Annotated in this window: 16 protein-coding genes; 12 read left to right on the top strand and 4 right to left on the bottom strand. The window is 71.7% G+C overall.

The annotated features are described in order from the left end of the window. Positions 1–35: 35 nt before the first annotated feature. A complete protein-coding gene (locus EDF27_RS02240) occupies positions 36–803 on the bottom strand; it encodes an IclR family transcriptional regulator (protein WP_123655257.1) in 768 nt (255 codons plus the stop codon). Then, positions 796–1,611 carry an IclR family transcriptional regulator gene (locus tag EDF27_RS02235; RefSeq protein WP_132047033.1) on the bottom strand — a complete coding sequence of 272 codons (816 nt, stop codon included), beginning with the start codon at positions 1,609–1,611 and terminating at the stop codon, positions 796–798. The genes EDF27_RS02240 and EDF27_RS02235 overlap by 8 nt, the downstream gene beginning before the upstream one ends. A 106-nt stretch (positions 1,612–1,717) precedes the next feature. Here EDF27_RS02235 and EDF27_RS02230 point away from each other — a divergent pair, with 106 nt between their 5' ends. From EDF27_RS02230 to EDF27_RS02215, 4 genes are read left to right on the top strand one after another with little or no spacing between them, the layout of a single operon-like run. Next, a complete protein-coding gene (locus EDF27_RS02230) occupies positions 1,718–2,608 on the top strand; it encodes a transketolase (RefSeq protein WP_243698176.1) in 891 nt (296 codons plus the stop codon). Beyond that, the gene (locus tag EDF27_RS02225) at positions 2,605–3,555 is read left to right on the top strand and encodes a transketolase C-terminal domain-containing protein (RefSeq protein WP_132047031.1); all 951 of its coding nucleotides are present in this window, start codon (positions 2,605–2,607) and stop codon (positions 3,553–3,555) included. Before EDF27_RS02230 ends, EDF27_RS02225 begins: the two co-directional genes overlap by 4 nt. Then, positions 3,552–5,399 carry a phosphoenolpyruvate carboxykinase (GTP) gene (locus tag EDF27_RS02220; protein WP_132047029.1) on the top strand — a complete coding sequence of 616 codons (1,848 nt, stop codon included), beginning with the start codon at positions 3,552–3,554 and terminating at the stop codon, positions 5,397–5,399. Before EDF27_RS02225 ends, EDF27_RS02220 begins: the two co-directional genes overlap by 4 nt. Next, complete coding sequence (locus tag EDF27_RS02215) at positions 5,396–6,862, top strand: glyceraldehyde-3-phosphate dehydrogenase (RefSeq protein WP_279433167.1); 1,467 nt, start codon at positions 5,396–5,398, stop codon at positions 6,860–6,862. Before EDF27_RS02220 ends, EDF27_RS02215 begins: the two co-directional genes overlap by 4 nt. A 143-nt stretch (positions 6,863–7,005) precedes the next feature. Here EDF27_RS02215 and EDF27_RS02210 read toward each other — a convergent pair whose 3' ends face one another. Next, positions 7,006–8,256 (bottom strand): MFS transporter, encoded by a 1,251-nt coding sequence (locus EDF27_RS02210; RefSeq protein ID WP_132047027.1) that lies wholly within the window; start codon positions 8,254–8,256, stop codon positions 7,006–7,008. 44 nt (positions 8,257–8,300) lie between these two features. After that, on the bottom strand, positions 8,301–9,578 hold the full coding sequence (locus tag EDF27_RS02205; RefSeq protein ID WP_165931319.1) for an aminotransferase class I/II-fold pyridoxal phosphate-dependent enzyme: 1,278 nt from the start codon (positions 9,576–9,578) through the stop codon (positions 8,301–8,303). A 71-nt stretch (positions 9,579–9,649) separates the two neighbouring features. Between EDF27_RS02205 and EDF27_RS02200 the strand changes: the two genes are divergently transcribed. The 8 genes from EDF27_RS02200 to EDF27_RS02165 are packed head-to-tail and all read left to right on the top strand — an operon-like array spanning position 9,650 to position 18,107. After that, positions 9,650–10,321 carry an FMN-binding negative transcriptional regulator gene (locus EDF27_RS02200; RefSeq protein ID WP_165931318.1) on the top strand — a complete coding sequence of 224 codons (672 nt, stop codon included), beginning with the start codon at positions 9,650–9,652 and terminating at the stop codon, positions 10,319–10,321. Then, a complete protein-coding gene (locus EDF27_RS02195) occupies positions 10,321–11,892 on the top strand; it encodes an amidohydrolase family protein (RefSeq protein ID WP_132047021.1) in 1,572 nt (523 codons plus the stop codon). The genes EDF27_RS02200 and EDF27_RS02195 overlap by 1 nt, the downstream gene beginning before the upstream one ends. Then, the gene (locus EDF27_RS02190) at positions 11,889–12,863 is read left to right on the top strand and encodes an NAD(P)-dependent oxidoreductase (RefSeq protein ID WP_123655266.1); all 975 of its coding nucleotides are present in this window, start codon (positions 11,889–11,891) and stop codon (positions 12,861–12,863) included. Before EDF27_RS02195 ends, EDF27_RS02190 begins: the two co-directional genes overlap by 4 nt. Next, the gene (locus EDF27_RS02185; RefSeq protein ID WP_132047019.1) at positions 12,860–13,813 is read left to right on the top strand and encodes an ABC transporter permease; all 954 of its coding nucleotides are present in this window, start codon (positions 12,860–12,862) and stop codon (positions 13,811–13,813) included. The genes EDF27_RS02190 and EDF27_RS02185 overlap by 4 nt, the downstream gene beginning before the upstream one ends. Continuing rightward, on the top strand, positions 13,810–14,817 hold the full coding sequence (locus tag EDF27_RS02180) for an ABC transporter permease (protein ID WP_123655268.1): 1,008 nt from the start codon (positions 13,810–13,812) through the stop codon (positions 14,815–14,817). The genes EDF27_RS02185 and EDF27_RS02180 overlap by 4 nt, the downstream gene beginning before the upstream one ends. Continuing rightward, the gene (locus EDF27_RS02175) at positions 14,814–16,397 is read left to right on the top strand and encodes an ABC transporter substrate-binding protein (RefSeq protein ID WP_132047017.1); all 1,584 of its coding nucleotides are present in this window, start codon (positions 14,814–14,816) and stop codon (positions 16,395–16,397) included. The genes EDF27_RS02180 and EDF27_RS02175 overlap by 4 nt, the downstream gene beginning before the upstream one ends. Positions 16,398–16,443: 46 nt before the next feature. Continuing rightward, entirely contained in the window at positions 16,444–17,307 is an 864-nt protein-coding gene (locus tag EDF27_RS02170) for an ABC transporter ATP-binding protein (RefSeq protein WP_123655270.1), read from the top strand. Further along, entirely contained in the window at positions 17,304–18,107 is an 804-nt protein-coding gene (locus tag EDF27_RS02165) for an ATP-binding cassette domain-containing protein (RefSeq protein ID WP_132047015.1), read from the top strand. Before EDF27_RS02170 ends, EDF27_RS02165 begins: the two co-directional genes overlap by 4 nt. The last annotated feature ends 4 nt before the right edge of the window (positions 18,108–18,111 follow it).

The raw sequence follows: 18,111 nt of genomic DNA, 5'->3' as shown, positions 1-18,111 counted from the left end.
GCCGGGCCAGCTGGCCCGCTCCGGGCCGGCGGCGTTCAGAGCGGGGTCGTCAGTTCGCTGGCGGCCCCGCGCTGCAGTTCCGCCACCGCACCCTGCGCCGCCGCGATGAACTCGTCGGTGCGTTCCCGGACGTCGACCGACCGACCCGCGATCGACAGGCACCCGAGCAGTTCGCCGCCGGTGCCGAGCACGGGGAACGCGAGCGCCCCGATCCCGATGGTGGCGTCGTCGAGCGACAGGGTGTAGCCCTTGGACCGGGTCGTCGTCACGTCGTGGCGGAGAGCGTCGGCGTCGACGATCGTCTGGCTGGTCAGCGGCCGACGGTCCGGTCCGTCCGTCAGGTACTCCTCGACGTCGCGGGCGTAGGCGAGCACGAGCCGGCCGGCGCCACCGGCGTAGAGCGGGAGCGACCGCCCCGGCGCCAGGGTCAGCACGCCGATCCCACGGCCGGGGGCCCAGTCGATGCAGACCGCTTCGTCACCCCGCGGCACCGTCAGGAACACGGTCTGCTCGGTGGCTTCGGCAAGGGCGTCGAGGACCTGCCGTGCCGCGGACCACTCGGTCATCGCGTCGCGGGCCGCGTCGGCCAGGTGCAGCCACTTCACGCTGAGGCGCGCGCGGTTCTCGTCCGTGGTGGTCGCCATGCCGACGGCCTTGAGTCCGTCGATGAAGCGGTAGACGCTCGGGCGGGGGAGCCCGGTGGCCTCGGCGAGTTCGGCGGGGGAGAGGTCGCCGCGTTCGGCGAGGGCCTCGACGACGGCCATCGAGTTGGCGAGGACCCGCATCGGCTTGCGCTCAGCCACGACGCACCGCCTCCCCGGCGGGGGCGAGGACGCCCGCCGCGGAGAAGCCCAGGTCGGCGCTGATCTCCGCCGCCGTGGCCATCACCAGCGCCCCGAGCTCGGACTCCCGCTCCACGAGCCGCTCACGCAGCCCACTGATCGAGACGGCGGCGACGAGCTCCCCGCGGTGGTTGAAGACCGGGCTGCCGAACGCGGCGATCCCGATCGTGACGTCCTGGTCGGACCGGGCGTACCCGCGGTCGCGCGTGGCCTGGATCTGCGCACCGAGGTCGTCGGCCGACGGCACCGGGTACGGCAGTCCCTCGGCGGCGAGCAGCTCGTCGACGACCGCGTGCTGCTCCCCGGCGGGCAGGAACGCCAGCAGGGCCATCGGCGCTCCGCCGACGTGCAGGGGCAGCGAGTCGCCGACCTGCATCGCCACCGAGCGGACGTCGTGCCCCTCGATGCGTTCGACGCAAACGGCGCGGGTCCCGCGGCGGTAGCAGAGGAGGGCAGCGACCCCGGCGGTCGAGCGGAGGGCGCGCATCCGGGGCAGCGCGAGGCCGCGGACGTCGAGGGAGTCCTCGAGCACCCCGCCGATCTCCATGCAGGCGAGGCCGAGCCGGTAGGTGCCGCGGGCGGGTGCCGCGTCGACCCAGCCCATCACCGTGAGGCTCTGCAGCAGCCGGTACGTCGAGCTCGTCGGTTCGCCGACGGCGTCCGCGAGTGCGCTCACCGTCAACGCGGTCGTCTCGGCGAGTGCGTCGATGATCGCACCGGCCTTGCTGAGGATCTCGATCCCGCCGTCGTCGGCGGCGCCGTCTGCCATGCCGTCATCCTCCCATGCAACCGTCGTCCAACTAATCTCACTCAGTAGACATGTCGTTCACGGAGTGATAGTTTGTGATCCACCACCGCAGAACGAAGGAGTCGCCGTGACACGCAACGACGCGAGAGACGTCGAACACCTGGAGACCGTTGCCCGTGAAGGGCGGTGGCGCGTCCTCGAGACCGTCGCGTCCAGCGGAGCCGGGCACATCGGCGGACCCATGTCCGCGATGGACCTGATGGTCGCCCTCTACTTCCACCAGCTCCGGATCGACCCCGAGCAGCCGCACGACCCGGACCGCGACCGGTTCATCCTGTCGAAGGGCCACTCGGCGATCGGGCTGTACTCGGTCCTGGCGCTCCGCGGGTACTTCCCCGTCGAGGAGCTCAGCACGTTCGACCACGGCGACTCCCGCCTGCAGGGTCACCCCGACATGAAGCTCACGCCGGGCGTCGACTCGTCCACCGGCTCGCTCGGGCAGGGCCTCTCGGCCGGCTCCGGCATGGCGATCGCCGCCAAGATGCAGGGCAAGGACTTCCACACCTGGGTCGTGCTCGGCGACGGCGAGATCGAGGAGGGCATGGTCTGGGAGACCGTCATCCACGCTCCCCGGTACGGCCTCGACAACCTCACCGCGATCATCGACCTGAACGGCCTGCAGCAGTACGGCTGGCCGTCCGGCGACCACGACCGCTACGACCGCAGCGAGCCGATGGGGCACGTCAACCTGCCCGCCGTGTTCCGCGGGTTCGGCTGGAACGTGATCGAGATCAACGGCCACGACTACGAGGAGATCCTCGACGCCTACGGCGAGGTCGACGCGGCCCGCGGCACGAGCGGCAAGCCGACCGCGATCATCGCCCACACGGTGAAGGGCAACGGCGTCTCCTTCACCCGCGCCACGTTCAAGTGGCACAACGGCGTCCCCACCGAGGAACAGCTCGCCACCGCCCGTGCGGAGCTCCTCATCGACCAGAAGACGGAGGCCCTGGCATGAAGGCACAGCGCGCAGTGTGGGGCGACACCCTCACCGAACTCGCCGAGACCGACGACCGCATCGTCGTCGTCGACGGCGACCTGGCCACCTCGACGATGGCCGTCACCTTCGCCAACGCCCACCCGGACCGCTTCGTCCAGGCCGGCATCGCCGAGCAGAACATGGTCGGCATCGCGTTCGGCATGTCGACGCTCGGGTACCGCCCGTGGCTGTCGTCGTTCGGCGTGTTCCTGACCAACCGCGCCCTCGACCAGGTGCGCATGCTCGTCTCGCAGACCAAGGCGCCGGTCCGGCTCGCCGCGGCGTACACCGGCCTGCTCAACGGCGCGAGCGGCAAGACCCACCAGGACATCGAGGACCTCTCCGTGATGCGGGCGCTGCCGAACATGACGGTGCTCGCCCCCGCGGACGAGACCGAGGCAGCGGCGATCATCCGCTGGGCAGCGGACCACGACGGTCCCGTCTACCTGCGGCTGGCCCGTGACGCCGTGGCCGACGTCTTCGACGACGGCTACGAGTTCCGCGTCGGCGCCCCGGTGCTGCTCCGCGACGGTGGCAGCGACGCTGACGTGACGGTCGTCTCGACCGGCGTGCAGACGTCCCGCACCGTCGAGGCGGTCACCGCGGTGGAGGCCTCCGGTGCGACCGTCACGCACGTGCACCTGCCGACGATCAAGCCCCTCGACGAGGAAGCGCTCTGGGCGATCCTCGACGGGGCGCGGACCGTGGTCACGGTCGAGGAGCACTCCGTCGTCGGTGGGCTCGGTGACGTGGTCGCCGCCGTCCTCGCCGGTCACGCCAGCGGCGCACGCCTGCACAAGGTCGGCCTCGCCGACTCGTGGGCCGAGTCCGGCCCGAACGACTTCCTGCTCGACAAGTACGGGCTGTCCGTCGAGAAGGTCACCGCCCGCATCCGTGACGTGCTGGGGGAGCGTGTCGGCGTATGAGCATCGTCCGTCCGACCACGTCCGCACCGTCCGGCATCCACCCCCGACCCGGCCTGGAGGCACTGCGCACCTGGGTGGCGGATGTCGCGTCCCTGACGGAACCGGATCAGGTCGTCTGGTGCGACGGCAGTGACGCCGAGAACCGCAGACTGCTCGACGAGATGGTCGCCGCCGGCTCCGTCATCGCGCTGGACGACGGGCTCCGCCCCGGCAGCTACCTCGCCAGGAGCGACCCGGCGGACGTCGCCCGCGTCGAGGACCGCACGTTCATCTGCTCCGAGCGCGAGGCGGACGCCGGCCCGACGAACAACTGGCGTGCGCCGGACGCGATGCGCGCCGAGCTCACGGACCGCTTCCGCGGCGCGATGCGCGGGCGCACGATGTACGTCGTCCCGTTCTCGATGGGCCCGGTCGGCGGCGCGATCTCACAGGTCGGCGTCCAGATCACGGACTCGCCGTACGTGGTGGTCTCGACCAGGATCATGACCAGGATGGGCGACGACGCGCTCGCGCAGATCGGCCCCGACAGCGTCTGGGTGCCGGCGCTGCACACCGTCGGCATGCCGCTCGTCACCGACGACGGCTCCCGGGTCGACGACGTCCCGTGGCCGTCCAACCCGACGAAGGTCATCGCGCACTTCCCGGAGAGTCGGGAGATCTGGTCGTACGGCTCCGGGTACGGCGGCAACGCACTGTTGGCGAAGAAGTGCTTCGCGCTCCGGATCGCCTCGACCATGGCGCGCGAGGACGGCTGGCTCGCCGAGCACATGCTGCTCATCCGCGTCACGACGCCGGCGGGCAAGGTCCTGCACGTCGCTGCGGCGTTCCCGTCCGCCTGCGGCAAGACGAACTTCGCGATGATGACGCCGACCGTCCCCGGCTGGAAGGTCGAGACCATCGGCGACGACATCGCCTGGCTGCGGCCCGGCGCCGACGGCCGCCTGTGGGCGATCAACCCGGAGGCCGGCTTCTTCGGCGTCGCCCCCGGCACGGGTCCGGACACGAACCCGGCCGCGATGACGACCATCCGCTCGAACACGATCTTCACGAACGTCGCCATGACGCTCGACGGCGACGTCTGGTGGGAGGGCGCCTCGGAGACGGCCCCGAGCCACCTCATCGACTGGCGCGGACAGGCGTGGGAGCCGGGCAGCAGCACCCCGGCCGCGCACCCGAACGCCCGCTTCACCGTCGCCGCCGACCAGTGCCCGACGATCTCCGACGACTGGGACAGCCCGGACGGGGTCCCCATCGACGCGGTCGTCTTCGGTGGCCGTCGCGCGACGAACGTGCCGCTGGTGGCCGAGGCCGAGGACTGGGAGCACGGCGTGTTCTTCGGTTCGACGATCTCGAGCGAGCAGACCGCCGCCGCCGAAGGGCCGGTCGGGGAACTCCGGCTCGACCCGTTCGCGATGCAGCCCTTCTGCGGCTACAACATGGCCGACCACTGGGCGCACTGGCTCGAGATCGGCGACCAGCTGGGTTCCAAGGCGCCGCGGGTCTTCCGGGTGAACTGGTTCCGCAAGTCATCCGACGGCAAGTACCTCTGGCCCGGGTTCGGCGACAACGTCCGCGTGCTCGAGTGGATCGCCGCACGACTCGACGGGGACGCCGACGTCGACTGGAGCCCGATCGGCGGGCTCCCCGCGGTCGGTGAACTCGACCTCGCCGGCCTCGACCTCGACGGCTTCGCGCTCGACGAGCTCTTCGCGGTCGACCCGGCCGCGTGGTCCGCCGAGGCCGAGCAGCTCCGCGCACACTTCGACCGCTTCGGCGACCGGGTCCCCGCTCGGCTGCGTGCCCGGCTCGACCAGCTGTGCCGTCGTCTCGAGGAGGCGGCGTGACCGCCGCGCAGGACGCATCGGACCTGTGGGACGACTGGAACGCGCAGCTCGAGCTCGCCGAGGAGATGATCCCGATCATCGGGCGGCTGCACCGGCGGGACGGCGTCGTCGCCGGCATCCACGGTCGCCGGCTGGTGAACCGCTCGGCGATCGAGATCGTCAAGGCGCACCGGTTCGCCCGGCACGTCGACGGTGCGCCGTTGCCGCTGGCGGAGTCGCTCGCGATCCTGCGGACGATCGACGTGACCGGCAGTGGTCCGGCGTCCCTCGACCTCGGCGCGCTCGCCGCACGGGTGCGTTCTGCGTCCGACGCGGACGCGGCCGCGACGATCGCCGCACAGCTCCGGTCCGCGGACGGCAGCGGGCCGCTGCCGACGACGGACGTGGTGCTCTACGGGTTCGGCCGCATCGGACGCCTGCTCGCCCGGATCCTGATCTCCCACCAGTCCCGCGCGACCGGGCTGCGGCTCCGGGCGATCGTGGTGCGTGAAGCGACCGGCGCCGACGACCTCGTCAAGCGTGCGAGCCTGCTGCGGCGCGACTCCGTGCACGGTCCCTTCGACGGCACGATCTCCGTCGACGAGGACGCCCAGACGATCATCGCGAACGGCACCAGCATCGCCGTGATCCGGGCGTCCGACCCGAGCGAGATCGACTACACGGCGTACGGGATCGACGACGCGATCATCGTCGACAACACCGGCCGGTGGCGCACCGACGACGAGCTCCGGCGGCACCTGGTGGCGCCCGGCGCAGCACGCGTGCTCCTCACCGCACCCGGCAAGGGCAGCGTCCCGAACGTCGTCCAGGGCATCAACGGCGCCGACGCCGAGGACGCAGACGTCGTCGCGGCGGCCTCGTGCACGACGAACGCCGTCGCCCCGGTGCTCGCCGCGCTCGACGCCGAGTACGGCGTGGTCCGCGGGCACATCGAGACGGTGCACTCGTTCACGAACGACCAGAACCTCACCGACAACTTCCACAAGGCGGATCGTCGCGGCCGTGCGGCGCCGCTCAACATGGTGATCACCGAGACCGGTGCCGCCCGTGCCGTCGCGAAGGCCGTCCCTGCGCTCGACGGCAAGCTCACCGCGAGCGCCATCCGCGTGCCGACGCCCGACGTGTCGCTCGCGATCCTCAACCTGCGGCTCGGGCGTCCGACCGACCGGGACGGCGTCAACGCGTTCCTCCGGAGCGTGTCGCTCGGCTCGGCGCTGCGGTCCCAGGTCGACTACGTCGAGTCGCCCGAGTTCGTCTCCTCCGACGTCCTCGGGTCGCGCTTCGCGGGTGTCGTCGACGGGCTCGCGACGCAGGCGAACGGCGACGACGTCGTGCTCTACGTCTGGTACGACAACGAGTTCGGCTACTCGTACCAGGTCGTGCGCGTGCTGGAGACGATGAGCCGGGCGCACCCGGCCCCCGTCCCCGAACGCGGACCACGAGAACTCGCGATCACGACCTGATCGCGACGAGCGCGCCCCTCTGCGGAGTCTCCTGTGGTGGGGGAAGGGCGTGCTCCGAGGGAGGGGACCGCGCCGCGCCCCCGCAGTCCGTCCCCTCCCTCGACACCCACTCCCCGGGCGGGCGCCTGCCCGGCGGGCCGAGCTCAGGCGCCGGTGCTGCCGACCGTCGCGACGGGACCGGTCGGCGCGGCGGCGACGTCGGCGGCCGTCGCGTCCGGCGCCACCGGGATCCCGTTCGCACGCCGCAGACCGAGCCCGACGATCACGGCCGCACCGATCACGGCGATCCCACCCGCGAACCAGAAGTCCGCGGCGAGACCGAACGACGTCACCGCGACGCCGCCGAGGACCGAACCCGCGGCGATGGCGAGCTGGATGGTCGTGACGAACAGGGCGAGGCCGGTCTCCGAACCGCCCGGGGACGCCGTGGACATCCACGTCTGCATCCCGAGCGGGAGCGCACCCCAGACCAGTCCCCACACGACGAGCAGCGCGAACACGCCGACGACCGAGTGCGCCAGGAGCGGCAGGGCGATGACCGCGGCGGCGAGGACCACCTTCGACACCCCGATGGTGCCGAGCACGCTCTTGCCGAGCGTGAACCCGGCGGCGAAGTTGCCGACGATGCCCGCGACACCGAACACCAGGAGCGCCAGGGTCACCGTCTCCGGACCGACCCGCACGAGGTCCTGCAGGTACGGCGCGACGTAGGTGTACGCCGCGAACTGCGCCGCGAAGACGAACGCGGCGGCGATGAGCCCGACCCGTGCCCGCGGGACCCGGAGCAGCGCGCCGAGGGTGCTGAAGCGCACCCGCTGCACCGCGGGGATGCTCGGCAGCATCACGAGCTGGAGGACCAGGGCCACGAGGCCGAGCGCACCGCCGATCACGAACCCGAGGCGCCAGCTGGCCAGCGCGGAGACGAACGCGCCGAGCGGGAGGCTGACGACGGTGGCGACCGAGACGCCCGCCGTGATGAAGGAGGTCGCACGGATCACCGACGGGGCCGCCACGAGCCTCCCGGCGATCCCCGCCCCGATGGCCCAGAAGCCGCCGATCCCGACACCCAGCAGCAGCCGCGCACCGAGCAGGACCGCGAAGGACGGTGCGATGGCCGCCAGGCCGTCGGCGACGACGAGCAGGACCGTCAGGGCGACGAGCACGACGCGACGGTCGAGGCGCGACGTGGCGACCGTGACGACCGGTGCTGCGACGGCTCCGACCAGGCCGGTCGCGACGACCATCAGCCCGGCGGTCCCGACGGGGACGTCGAGGTCGGTGGCGATCGCGGGGAGGAGCCCGATGGGCAGGAACTCCGAGAGCACCAGGACGAAGGACCCGAGTGCGACGGAGAGGACGCTGAGCCACCCGCGGCGCTCTGCTGACGTTGTCATGGAGGCGTCAAAGCCGCCGCGGCCCGTTCCATTCCCCGGTGACGTCACTCGTCGCGTCGGCGTGTCCCTCCGTCCACCGCCTCGCTGATGTCGGCCGCCAGGTGCACGGCGTCCACCGGGTCGAGCCGAGCCGTCGTGACACGGATGAACGGTGGTGTCCCGAGTCGGAACCCCTCGCCCGGACGGACCGCCCACCCCTTCGTCATGAGGTGTGCCGTGACGGCCGCTTCCTCGTGGACCGGGACGAGCACGTTCAGCCCGCTCGCGCCGTGCGCCGCGATGCCGTAGGCCGCGAGCGCGGAGACGAGCGCGCTCCGGCGCTGCCGGTAGACCTCGGTGGCGTGGCGCACTGCCTCGAGCGACCGTTCGTCGCTGAGTGCGGCGGCCACGATGCGTTGGGTGAAGTGGCTCACCCACCCGGGGCCGAGCAGCATCCGTCCCTGCACCCGGTCGGCGGTGTCCCGGTCGGACGCGGTCACGGCGAGCCGCAGGTCCGGGCCGAGGGCCTTGCTCATGGAACGGATCACGGCCCATCTCCGGCGGTCCGTCGTGACCGTCGCCGCCGGGGTGTCCGTGATCGGCGCGGCGTGGTCGTCCTCGATCACCATCAGGTCCGGGTGCTGGGCCACGACGGCTCGGAGCGCGGCGGCCCGCGCCTCGGACATCACCGACCCGCGGGGGTTCTGCGCCCGTGGGGTCAGCACGAGCGCGCTGCAGTGACGCGACGCGAGCACGGCGGCGAGGGCGTCCGGGTCGAGTCCCTCGTCGTCGACCGGCACGGGTGCCACCTCGAGCTGCAGCACCCGCAGCAGGGACAGCGACGACACCCACTGCGGGTCCTCGACGACCACGGTCTCACCGGGCCGGACGGTCGCGGCGAGGATGCGCTCCATCGCGTCGAGTGCCCCATTGGTCGCGGTGAGCGGTCCGACGATCCCGTCCGCGGCGAACTGGGCCCGCATCACCCGGGCGAGCGCGGGGTGCACGGACTCGGAGTCGTAGAGCGCCGGTTCGTAGAGGTCAGGGGAGAGCAGGGCGCCGATGTCCGGCAGCAGCAGCGGGTCCGGGGACGCGGTGGAGAGGTCGCGCACGCCGGAGGGCACGCCGGGGCCGCCGACGGGGCGGGGGAGCGCCGGCAGCTGAGCGACACGACTGCGACGACCGTGGGTCGACGCGATCACGCCCCGCTCACGGAGCATCCGGAACGCCAGTGCGGCGGTGCCCGGACTGAGCCCGGATGTTTCCGACACATGTCGTACTGAGGGGAGATCCGCCCCCGGCGTTAACTCCCCGTTACGGATCGCCGCTGAGATTGCTTCCACGAGATCACGTGAGGAAACTGACTTTCGTAAGTCATCCACTAACACAGTTATCAACTGTACTAGGACACATTGTGTGGGTCAATCCTCTCTTCGAATCCGACGCCCTCGACGGCGTCGGTGCGCTCATCGCGGCGAACTCGCTGGCGACGATCGTCGCCGCGTCGCCCCTCCGTGCGGCTCACCTGCCCCTCCTGCTGGAGACGGGTGGTGACACGGCGGGCCCCGGCGACGGCACGACCGCCGTGCTGACCGGACACGTGCCGCGCGCTGATCCGCTCGCCCAGGCCGTCCTGGCCGGCGAACGACTGCTCTGCGTGTTCCACGGCCCGCGCGCCTACGTCAGCGCCGGCTGGTACGGCGGTCCGGGTCTGCCGACCTACAACTTCACCGTCGCGCACCTGAGCGGCCGGTCCGAGCTCCTGGGCACGGACGACCTCCGGGAGCACCTCGTCGAGCTCATCCGTACCGAGGAGTCCCGGAAGGCCCCGGTGGACGCCGGCCCGTGGACGATCGACGCCACCGCCGACGCCCGCATCGACCAGCTCCTGCCAGCCGTGGTCGGGTTCCGCGTGGTGGTGGACGACGCCCGGGCGAAAGCGAAGCTCGGACAGAACCGCACCACCGAGGACCGCCGCAGCACGATCGAGCACCTCGCCGAGTCGCCCGTCGCCGAGCACCGCGCGATCGCCACCGCCATGCACGCCTCGGAAGGCGCCCCCGAACCCCGGAAGGCCGGACACTGATGCGACTCGACCTGCTCATCACGAACGCCTCGATCCGCACGCTCGACCCCGCACGTCCGACCGCGACGACGATCGGGATCTGGCAGGGCCGGATCGTCGGGCTCGACGAGGACGTCGCCGGCCTCGACGCCGCGGAGATCGTCGACCTGCACGGTGCCACGGTGCTGCCCGGCTTCATCGACGCGCACACGCACCTCCAGCTCGTCGGGCAGTCCCTGCAGGCCGTCGACATCGGCGGGATCACCGAGGTCGACCGCGCGCTCGAGGCCATCGCGGCCCGTGCCGCCGAGGTCCCCGAGGACGGCTGGGTCACGATCAGCGGGTACGACCAGCGCGTGCTCGGCCGGGACCTCACCGCACTCGAGCTCGACCGTGCCGTCGGTCCCCGCCGCGCATGGGCCAGGCACGTGTCCAGCCACTCCTCGGTCGTCTCGACCGCGGTCCTCGACCGGATCGACGACCTGGCGCTCCGCGCCCACCCGGACGTCGCGGTCGGTCTGCTCGAGGAGGGGCACCAGGACGTCGTCCGCGGACAGCGCCTCCCGTACGCGATCGACGACGTCGTGGAGGCCGTGGCGCTCGCCGCCGACCAGGCCCGCGCCGAGGGCGTCACGATGTGCATCGAAGCAGGCGCCGGTGGCTGGATCGGCAGCCTCAACCCGCTCGACCTCGAGGCGTTCCGCCGGCTGCAGGAACAGGGCCGGCTGCCGCTCCGCATGCAGATCATGCCGAGCAAGGACGCCCTGCACGCGGTCCGTGGCGGTGACGGCTTCACCCGAGGGCTCTCGCTCGGCCTGCGCACCGGGATGGGCGCCGACATGCTCGGCATCGGCCCGCTCAAGTTCGTCCTGGACGGCGGCATGATGGTCCGCACCGCGCACCTGTCCGAGCCGTACGAGGGCAGCGACGATCGCGGAGCGCTCACCGAGGACGCCGACGTGCTCATGGCGGACATGGCCGACGCGGTCGCCGGCGGCTGGCAGCTGGCCGTCCACGCGATCGGCGATGCGGCACTGGACGTCGCACTCGACGGGTTCGAGCGTGCGTTCGCCGCCACACCCCACCATCGTGGCCGCCACCGCATCGAGCACGGCGGCCTGATCCGCGACGACCAGGTCCCTCGCCTCGCCGCGCTCGGCATCGCCGTCGCCGGCCAGGCGTGCTTCCTCTGGGACTCCGGCGACGACTTCGCCGGCCAGGTCGGCGAGCACCGCGTGCCGTGGCTCTACCGCGGACGCTCACTCCTCGACGCGGGCGTCCCGCTGATCGGCAGCACCGACCGTCCGCTGCCGGGAACGCCGCTGCGCGCGATCCAGACCGCCGTCGAGCGCCGGTCGTCGACCGGTCGACCGCTCGCCCCGCACGAGGGACTCACGGTCGCCGAGGCGGTCGCGACGGTCACCACGACGGCCGCCTGGGCCGCCGGGATGGAGGACCGGCTCGGCATCCTGGCGCCCGGGTTCCTGGCCGACCTCGTCCTCCTCGAAGCCGACCCGTTCCTCGTGGACACGTCCGCGATCGCCGACATCCCGGTGCTGGGCACCGTCGTCGACGGACGGTTCACCTCGTGATCACCGTGTCCGTCCCGCCCGCCATCGACAGCATCGCCCTGGAGGCCCGGATCGCCTCCCGCGCCGACGTCCGGCTGGTCCCGTGGGCACTCCAGGGCCCCCCGAGCGTCCCGGCGCGGGAGCTCGACGCCGTCGTCCTGCCGTTCCACACCACGAGCGCGACGCCGAACCCCGGCTACGTCGGACCGACCGAACTCGCTGCGCTCGCCACGGCCGAGTCCGTGCGGCTCGTCCAGCTGCTCTCCATCGGGGCCGAGGGCGTCGCGGCGCACCTGCCGCCCGCCGCGGCGCTGTGCAACGCGGTCGGCGTCATGGAACGGCAGACCGCCGAACTCGCCGTGACACTCGTGCTCGCCTCGCAGCGCGACCTCGCCGGATTCGTCCGACGCGCCTCGACGGGCACGGATCGCTGGGACAACCGCCGGACGCCCGGCCTCGCCGGCGCCCGGGTGCTCCTCGTCGGCCACGGCGGCATCGGCTCCCTGGTGGAGCGGATGCTCGAGCCGTTCGGCGTCGCCGTCACGCGGGTGGCGGGCAGCGAGCGCACACTGCCCGACGGTCGGGCCGTGCACGGACCGGACGCGCTCCCGGCGCTCGCCGCGGATGCGGACGTCGTCGTGGTGACGCTGCCGCTGACCACCCGGACGCGTGGACTCATCGGCGCCGAGGTCCTGGCCGCCATGCCGGACCGGGCGCTGCTCGTGAACGTCGGCCGGGGTCCGGTCGTCGACACCGCGGCGCTCCTCGTCGAACTCCGGGCCGGTCGGCTCCGCGCGGCGCTCGACGTCACCGACCCCGAGCCGCTGCCGGACGACCACGAGCTGTGGGCGCTCGACGACGTGATCGTCACGCCGCACGTCGGCGGCAACACCGAACTCATGCCGCGCCTGCTGCTCGACCTCGTCGCAGACCAGCTCGTCCGGCTCGACCGCGGACTCCCGCTCGAGAACACCGTGGAGGAACCCCGATGACCAGATACGTCCTCGGACGGGTGCTGTCGGCGGCCATCGTGCTGGCGCTCCTGTCGATCATCGTCTTCGCGATGGTCCGCCTGATCCCGGGCGACCCCGCCGCGGCGCTCGTCGACCCGGCGAACCCGGACCCGGAGGCGATCGCGCAGATCCGCCAGCAGCTCGGCCTCGACCGGCCGTGGTGGGTGCAGTACTTCACCTGGATCGGCGGCCTGCTGACCGGTGACCTGGGGGAGTCGCTCACGAAGCCCTACAGCGTCGCCGAGATGGTCGGCACCCGCCTGCCGGTGAGCATCGAGCTCGCCGTCCTCGCGACCGTGTTCGGCGTCCTCATCGGCATCCCGGCCGGGGTGCTCTCGGCCCGACGCACGAACGGCGTCGCCGACCAGAGCGTCCGCGGGTTCTCCTTCGCCTTCCTCGCGACCCCGCCCTTCGCCCTCGGCACCGTGCTCATCCTGGTGAACTCGCTCACCCTGAAGCTCAAGCTCATCGGGTACGTGCCCTTCGCCCAGGACCCGGCCGGGAACCTCGGCGTGATGGTGCTCCCGTCGCTCCTGCTCGGTCTCGTGATGGCGGCGATCATCGCCAGGTACATGCGCGGCACGCTGCTCGGCACGTTCTCGCAGGACTTCATCCGCACTGCACGGGCGAAGGGCGCGACGCCTTCCCGGGTGATCAACCGCCACGCTCTCCGCAACGCCCTCGTGCCGGTGACGACGATCGTCGGCATCGAGCTCGCGGGGCTCGTCGGGGGGACGGTCGTCACCGAGACGGTCTTCTCGCTCCCCGGCATCGGCACCGTCCTGGTCGACGCGATCCGGTCCTCCGACTACCCGGTGATCCAGGCCTGCGTCCTGCTCCTCGGCCTGGTCTACGTCGTCATCAACTTCGTCGTCGACCTCCTGTACCCGCTGATCGATCCCCGAGTGAGGGTGGTGGCGACCGCATGACCGTCCAGACCGAGACCACCGTCGTGGGGACGGGCCGTGCGCCGGCCGTCGCCACCGTCCCCCGGGCAGCCCGGCCGCGACGGAACCCGTCGCCCGCACTCGTCACCGGCCTGGTGATCCTCGTCGGCGTCGTCGTCTGGGGCACCTGGATGTCGATCGCACCGCCGTTCGACCCGCTCGCCAGCGTCGCGGGTTCGCTCCTCGACCCGAGCGCTGCGCACCTCCTCGGCACCGACAACGTCGGGCGCGACAGCATGGTGCGCCTGGCGATCGCCGGCCGGTCCTCCCTGCTCATCTCCGGCGGTGCGGCACTCCTCGCCGCGGTCGTCGGGACGATCCTCGGAGTGGTCGCCGGCTACACCGGCGGCATCACCGACACGATCATCATGCGGGCCGTCGACGCGGTCCTCTCGATCCCGGCGATCCTCGTGGCCCTCGTGGTCGGCGTCGTCATCGGGAGCGGCCCGCTGCCACTTGTCATCGCGCTCGGGTTCGTGTTCGCGCCGACGTTCGCCCGGGTGATGCGTGCCCCGGTCCTCGCCCTGCGCGAGCGCGACTTCGTGCTCGCCGCCCAGATCAACGGCGTGGGACCCGTCCGGATCGCCGTGACGCACCTCCTGCCGAACGCGCTCACGCCGCTCGTCATCCAGTTCGCCTCCGTCGCCTCGAACGTCGTGCTCCTCGAAGCGGCGTTGAGCTACCTCGGCCAGGGCGTCCAGGCGCCCCAGCCCTCCGCCGGCCGCATGATCAGCGAGTTCACCCGCTTCATGCAGACGCAGCCGCTCCTCATCGTGCTGCCGGCCGTCCTCATCGTCCTGCTCTCCGCCGGCTGGAACCTCCTCGCCGACGGTGTGCAGGCCACCCTCGCTCCTCGTCGCGACGCCGGCCTGCCCGGCTCGCGCCGCGGACCGCGCTTCGCGGTCCGCTCCCAGGGCGACCACCGCACCGACGCACCCACTCCCGACCCCGCAACCCCGAGCCTCCAGAAGGAAACCGACGCATGAAACGCACCAGGACCACGGCCGCGGTCATCGCCGCGATCGGCCTCGTCACCGCACTGACCGCCTGCAGCAGCGGGTCGACCGCGGGTGACACCGCCTCCGGCGGAACGCCCGTCAGTGGGGGGACGCTGAACTACGCGATCGACGCCCAGCCGACCGCCGGCGGCGTCGATCCGATGGTCGCGACCGCGCTCGCGGCGCAGACGATCATGGACCAGTCGTACGAGACGCTCCTCACCAAGAACGACGACGGCGACATCGAGCCCGGCCTCGCGACGAAGTACGACGAGGTCGACGACACCACCTACGACCTGACGCTCCGCAAGGGCGTCAAGTTCTCCGACGGCTCCGACTTCACCGCCGAGGACGTCGTCTACACGTTCGAGACCTACCAGAAGTCCACGACGAGCAAGCGGGCCTACCTGTCCAAGCTCACGTCGGTGACGGCGAAGGGCGACCACGAGGTCGAGTTCACGCTCTCCGCCGCGGACAGCACCTTCCTCAACGGCCTGTCGAACCGCGAGACCTTCATGGTCGTCAGCTCCGACGGGTACGCCGACGCCTCGGCGGACGACCGCGAGAAGCAGACCTACGGCACCGGCCCGTTCGCGGTGACCGACTGGAAGGACGGCGTCTCGATCACGCTGACGAAGAACAAGTACTACTGGGGATCGAAGAAGCCCTACCTCGACGAGATCGTCTTCCAGATCATCCCCGACGACAGCACCCGCCTCGCCGCCGTCCAGCAGGGCAGTGTGCAGGCGGCGTGGTTCTCGGACGGCACCGTCGCAGACCAGGCTGTCAGCGCCGGCTGGACCCAGGGCAAGACCTACGACACCCAGGGGCTGCCGATCTTCATCAACCCGGAGTCCGGTCCGCTCTCCGACGTCCGAGTCCGCCGCGCGGTCTCGCTGGCACTCGACCGCGACGCCCTCGTCGACACCGCGATGTTCGGCAACGGCAAGGTCTCGTACGTGACGCCCGCAGGGGACCCGTCCTCGCCCGAGGTCACGAAGGACACCCCGTACTACACGCAGAACATCAAGAAGGCGAAGGCGCTCCTGAAGGAGGCCGGCCAGACCAGCCCGACCATCGAGCTGTCCTACTTCGGTGACGCAGCGGCCTCGCAGCACCCGATCTACGAGCTCATGCAGCAGCAGCTCGCCAAGGCGGGCATCACGCTGAAGCTCGAGTCGAAGTCCACCTCGGAGCTCGCACCGATCTTCACCGCTGGCCAGTCCTTCACCGACATGGTGTCGCTGCCGTGGTCGTTCCGTGCGGACCCGACGTTCTACTTCGACCCGTTCCTCTCCGAGGCTGGCGCGGAGAACCACTGGGACGGCAACGCCGACGCGGACAAGGCGAAGGAACTCCTCGCGGCGGCCAAGTCGGAGACCGACCCGGACGCGAAGGCGAAGCTCATCCAGCAGCTCGACGACGAGGTCGCGAGCCAGGTGCTCGTCCTCGTGCCGATGTCCGTCCCGCAGCACTTCGAGGTGTGGGACTCGGCGAAGCTCCAGGGCTACACGACCGACCCGTACGGCTCGCGCGTGGCGCTCAAGGACGCCTGGCTCGAGCAGTAGCGCCACCGCTCAACCGATCGACGACGACCCCTTCTGAGAGGCACCGATGAAAACGACGACCCGGGAACCGCGCGGCGACGCCCTGCGGATCGAACGGATGGACATCGCGTACGGCGACGCCGAACCCGTTGTCCGGGACGTCGACCTGCGGGTCGGCTCGGGGGAGATCGTCGGCGTGATCGGCGAGTCCGGGAGCGGGAAGTCGAGCGTGGCCCTCGCCTCGCTCGGCTTGCTCCCGGACTCGGCCTCGATCCTCGTCGACCGGATGGAGGTCGCCGGCCAGGACGTCACCGGCCTCGACGAACTCGCGTGGTGCGACCTCCGGGGCCGGTCCGCCGGCATGGTGTTCCAGGAGCCGATGACCGCGCTCAACCCCTGCGTCCGGGTCGGCGCCCAGATCGCCGAAGTGCTCCGCATCCACGGCCTGGCTGACGCGGCCGCGGCTCGGGAGCGCGCACTCGAACTCCTCCGGCTCGTGCGGATGCCGGACCCCGAGCGCCGGCTCCGCTCCTACCCGCACCAGCTGTCCGGCGGGCAGCGGCAGCGAGTCGTCATCGCGATCGCGATGGCCGCGTCGCCCGCGCTGCTCGTCGCAGACGAGGCGACGACCGCACTCGACGTCACCGTGCAGGCGCAGATCCTGGAGCTCCTCCGCGCGCTCCGGGACGACACCGGCGTCGGGGTGCTGTTCATCAGCCACGACCTCGGGGTGATCGGGCAGCTCTGCGACCGCATCGCCGTGATGTACCGCGGCCGGGTCGTCGAGACCGGACCGGCGGCCGAGGTCCTCGGTGCCCCGTCGCACCCGTACACGAAGGCGCTGCTCGGCAGCATCCCGACCCGGGCCACCCCTGCCCGTTCCCCGCTGGCGGTCATCGACCGAGCAGCGCTCGAGGAGGCGATCGCATGAGCGACCCGAACCCGTCCGTCACCACGACACCGACCGTGCAGGTCGCCGCCCGCGGCCTCGTGCAGGAGTTCGGCCACGGTGGCCACCGCTTCCGAGCCCTCGACGGCGTCGACCTCGAGATCCGGCGGGGCGAGACGCTCGGGCTCGTCGGCGAGTCCGGCTGTGGCAAGAGCACCCTCGCCCGGGCGCTCATGCTGATGCGCCGCCCGACCGGGGGGAGCGTCGAGTTCGACGGCGAGGACGTCACCCGTGCCTCCGGCGCGGACCTCCGTCGGCACCGTCGTCGGATCCGGATGGTGTTCCAGGACCCGAACGACTCGCTCGACCCCAGGTTCACCGTTGCGCAGAGCCTCGTCGAGCCCCTCCGTGCGGCGGGTGTGCTCCGGTCGACGTGGGCGGAACGTCTCCGCACCGCGATGACCGACGTCGGCCTGGACGAGTCCGCGCTCGACCGGCAACCGCACGAGTTCTCCGGAGGGCAGCGGCAGCGGATCGCGATCGCACGTGCCATCGTCGTCGAGCCCGAGTTCGTCGTCCTCGACGAGCCGACCTCGGCGCTCGACGTCTCGGTGCAGGCGCAGGTGCTCAACCTCCTGGTGGACCTGCAGGAGCGCACCGGCATGACGTACCTGTTCATCTCGCACAACCTCGCGGTGGTCCACCACGTGGCCCACCGGATTGCGGTCATGCAGCAGGGCCGGGTCGTCGAACTCGGGACCGGTTCCCAGGTGATGGACGACCCACAGCACCCCTACACGGCGACCCTGCTGGGCGCCGTGCCCGAGCTCTACCGCGCCTGAGGGG

Source organism: Curtobacterium sp. PhB136, assembly GCF_004346855.1.
GTDB lineage: Bacteria > Actinomycetota > Actinomycetes > Actinomycetales > Microbacteriaceae > Curtobacterium.
The sequence above is the reverse complement of the archived record's forward strand: the minus strand, read 5'-3'. Positions and strand labels throughout refer to the sequence as shown.

Coding starts and splice junctions, on each gene's coding strand:
- EDF27_RS02195 (WP_132047021.1), top strand. CDS start 10,321: ATGCGACTCGACCTGCTCATCACGAACGCCTCGATCCGCACGCTCGAC.
- EDF27_RS02225 (WP_132047031.1), top strand. CDS start 2,605: ATGAAGGCACAGCGCGCAGTGTGGGGCGACACCCTCACCGAACTCGCC.
- EDF27_RS02165 (WP_132047015.1), top strand. CDS start 17,304: ATGAGCGACCCGAACCCGTCCGTCACCACGACACCGACCGTGCAGGTC.
- EDF27_RS02170 (WP_123655270.1), top strand. CDS start 16,444: ATGAAAACGACGACCCGGGAACCGCGCGGCGACGCCCTGCGGATCGAA.
- EDF27_RS02185 (WP_132047019.1), top strand. CDS start 12,860: ATGACCAGATACGTCCTCGGACGGGTGCTGTCGGCGGCCATCGTGCTG.
- EDF27_RS02220 (WP_132047029.1), top strand. CDS start 3,552: ATGAGCATCGTCCGTCCGACCACGTCCGCACCGTCCGGCATCCACCCC.
- EDF27_RS02180 (WP_123655268.1), top strand. CDS start 13,810: ATGACCGTCCAGACCGAGACCACCGTCGTGGGGACGGGCCGTGCGCCG.
- EDF27_RS02235 (WP_132047033.1), bottom strand. CDS start 1,611: ATGGCAGACGGCGCCGCCGACGACGGCGGGATCGAGATCCTCAGCAAG.
- EDF27_RS02210 (WP_132047027.1), bottom strand. CDS start 8,256: ATGACAACGTCAGCAGAGCGCCGCGGGTGGCTCAGCGTCCTCTCCGTC.
- EDF27_RS02175 (WP_132047017.1), top strand. CDS start 14,814: ATGAAACGCACCAGGACCACGGCCGCGGTCATCGCCGCGATCGGCCTC.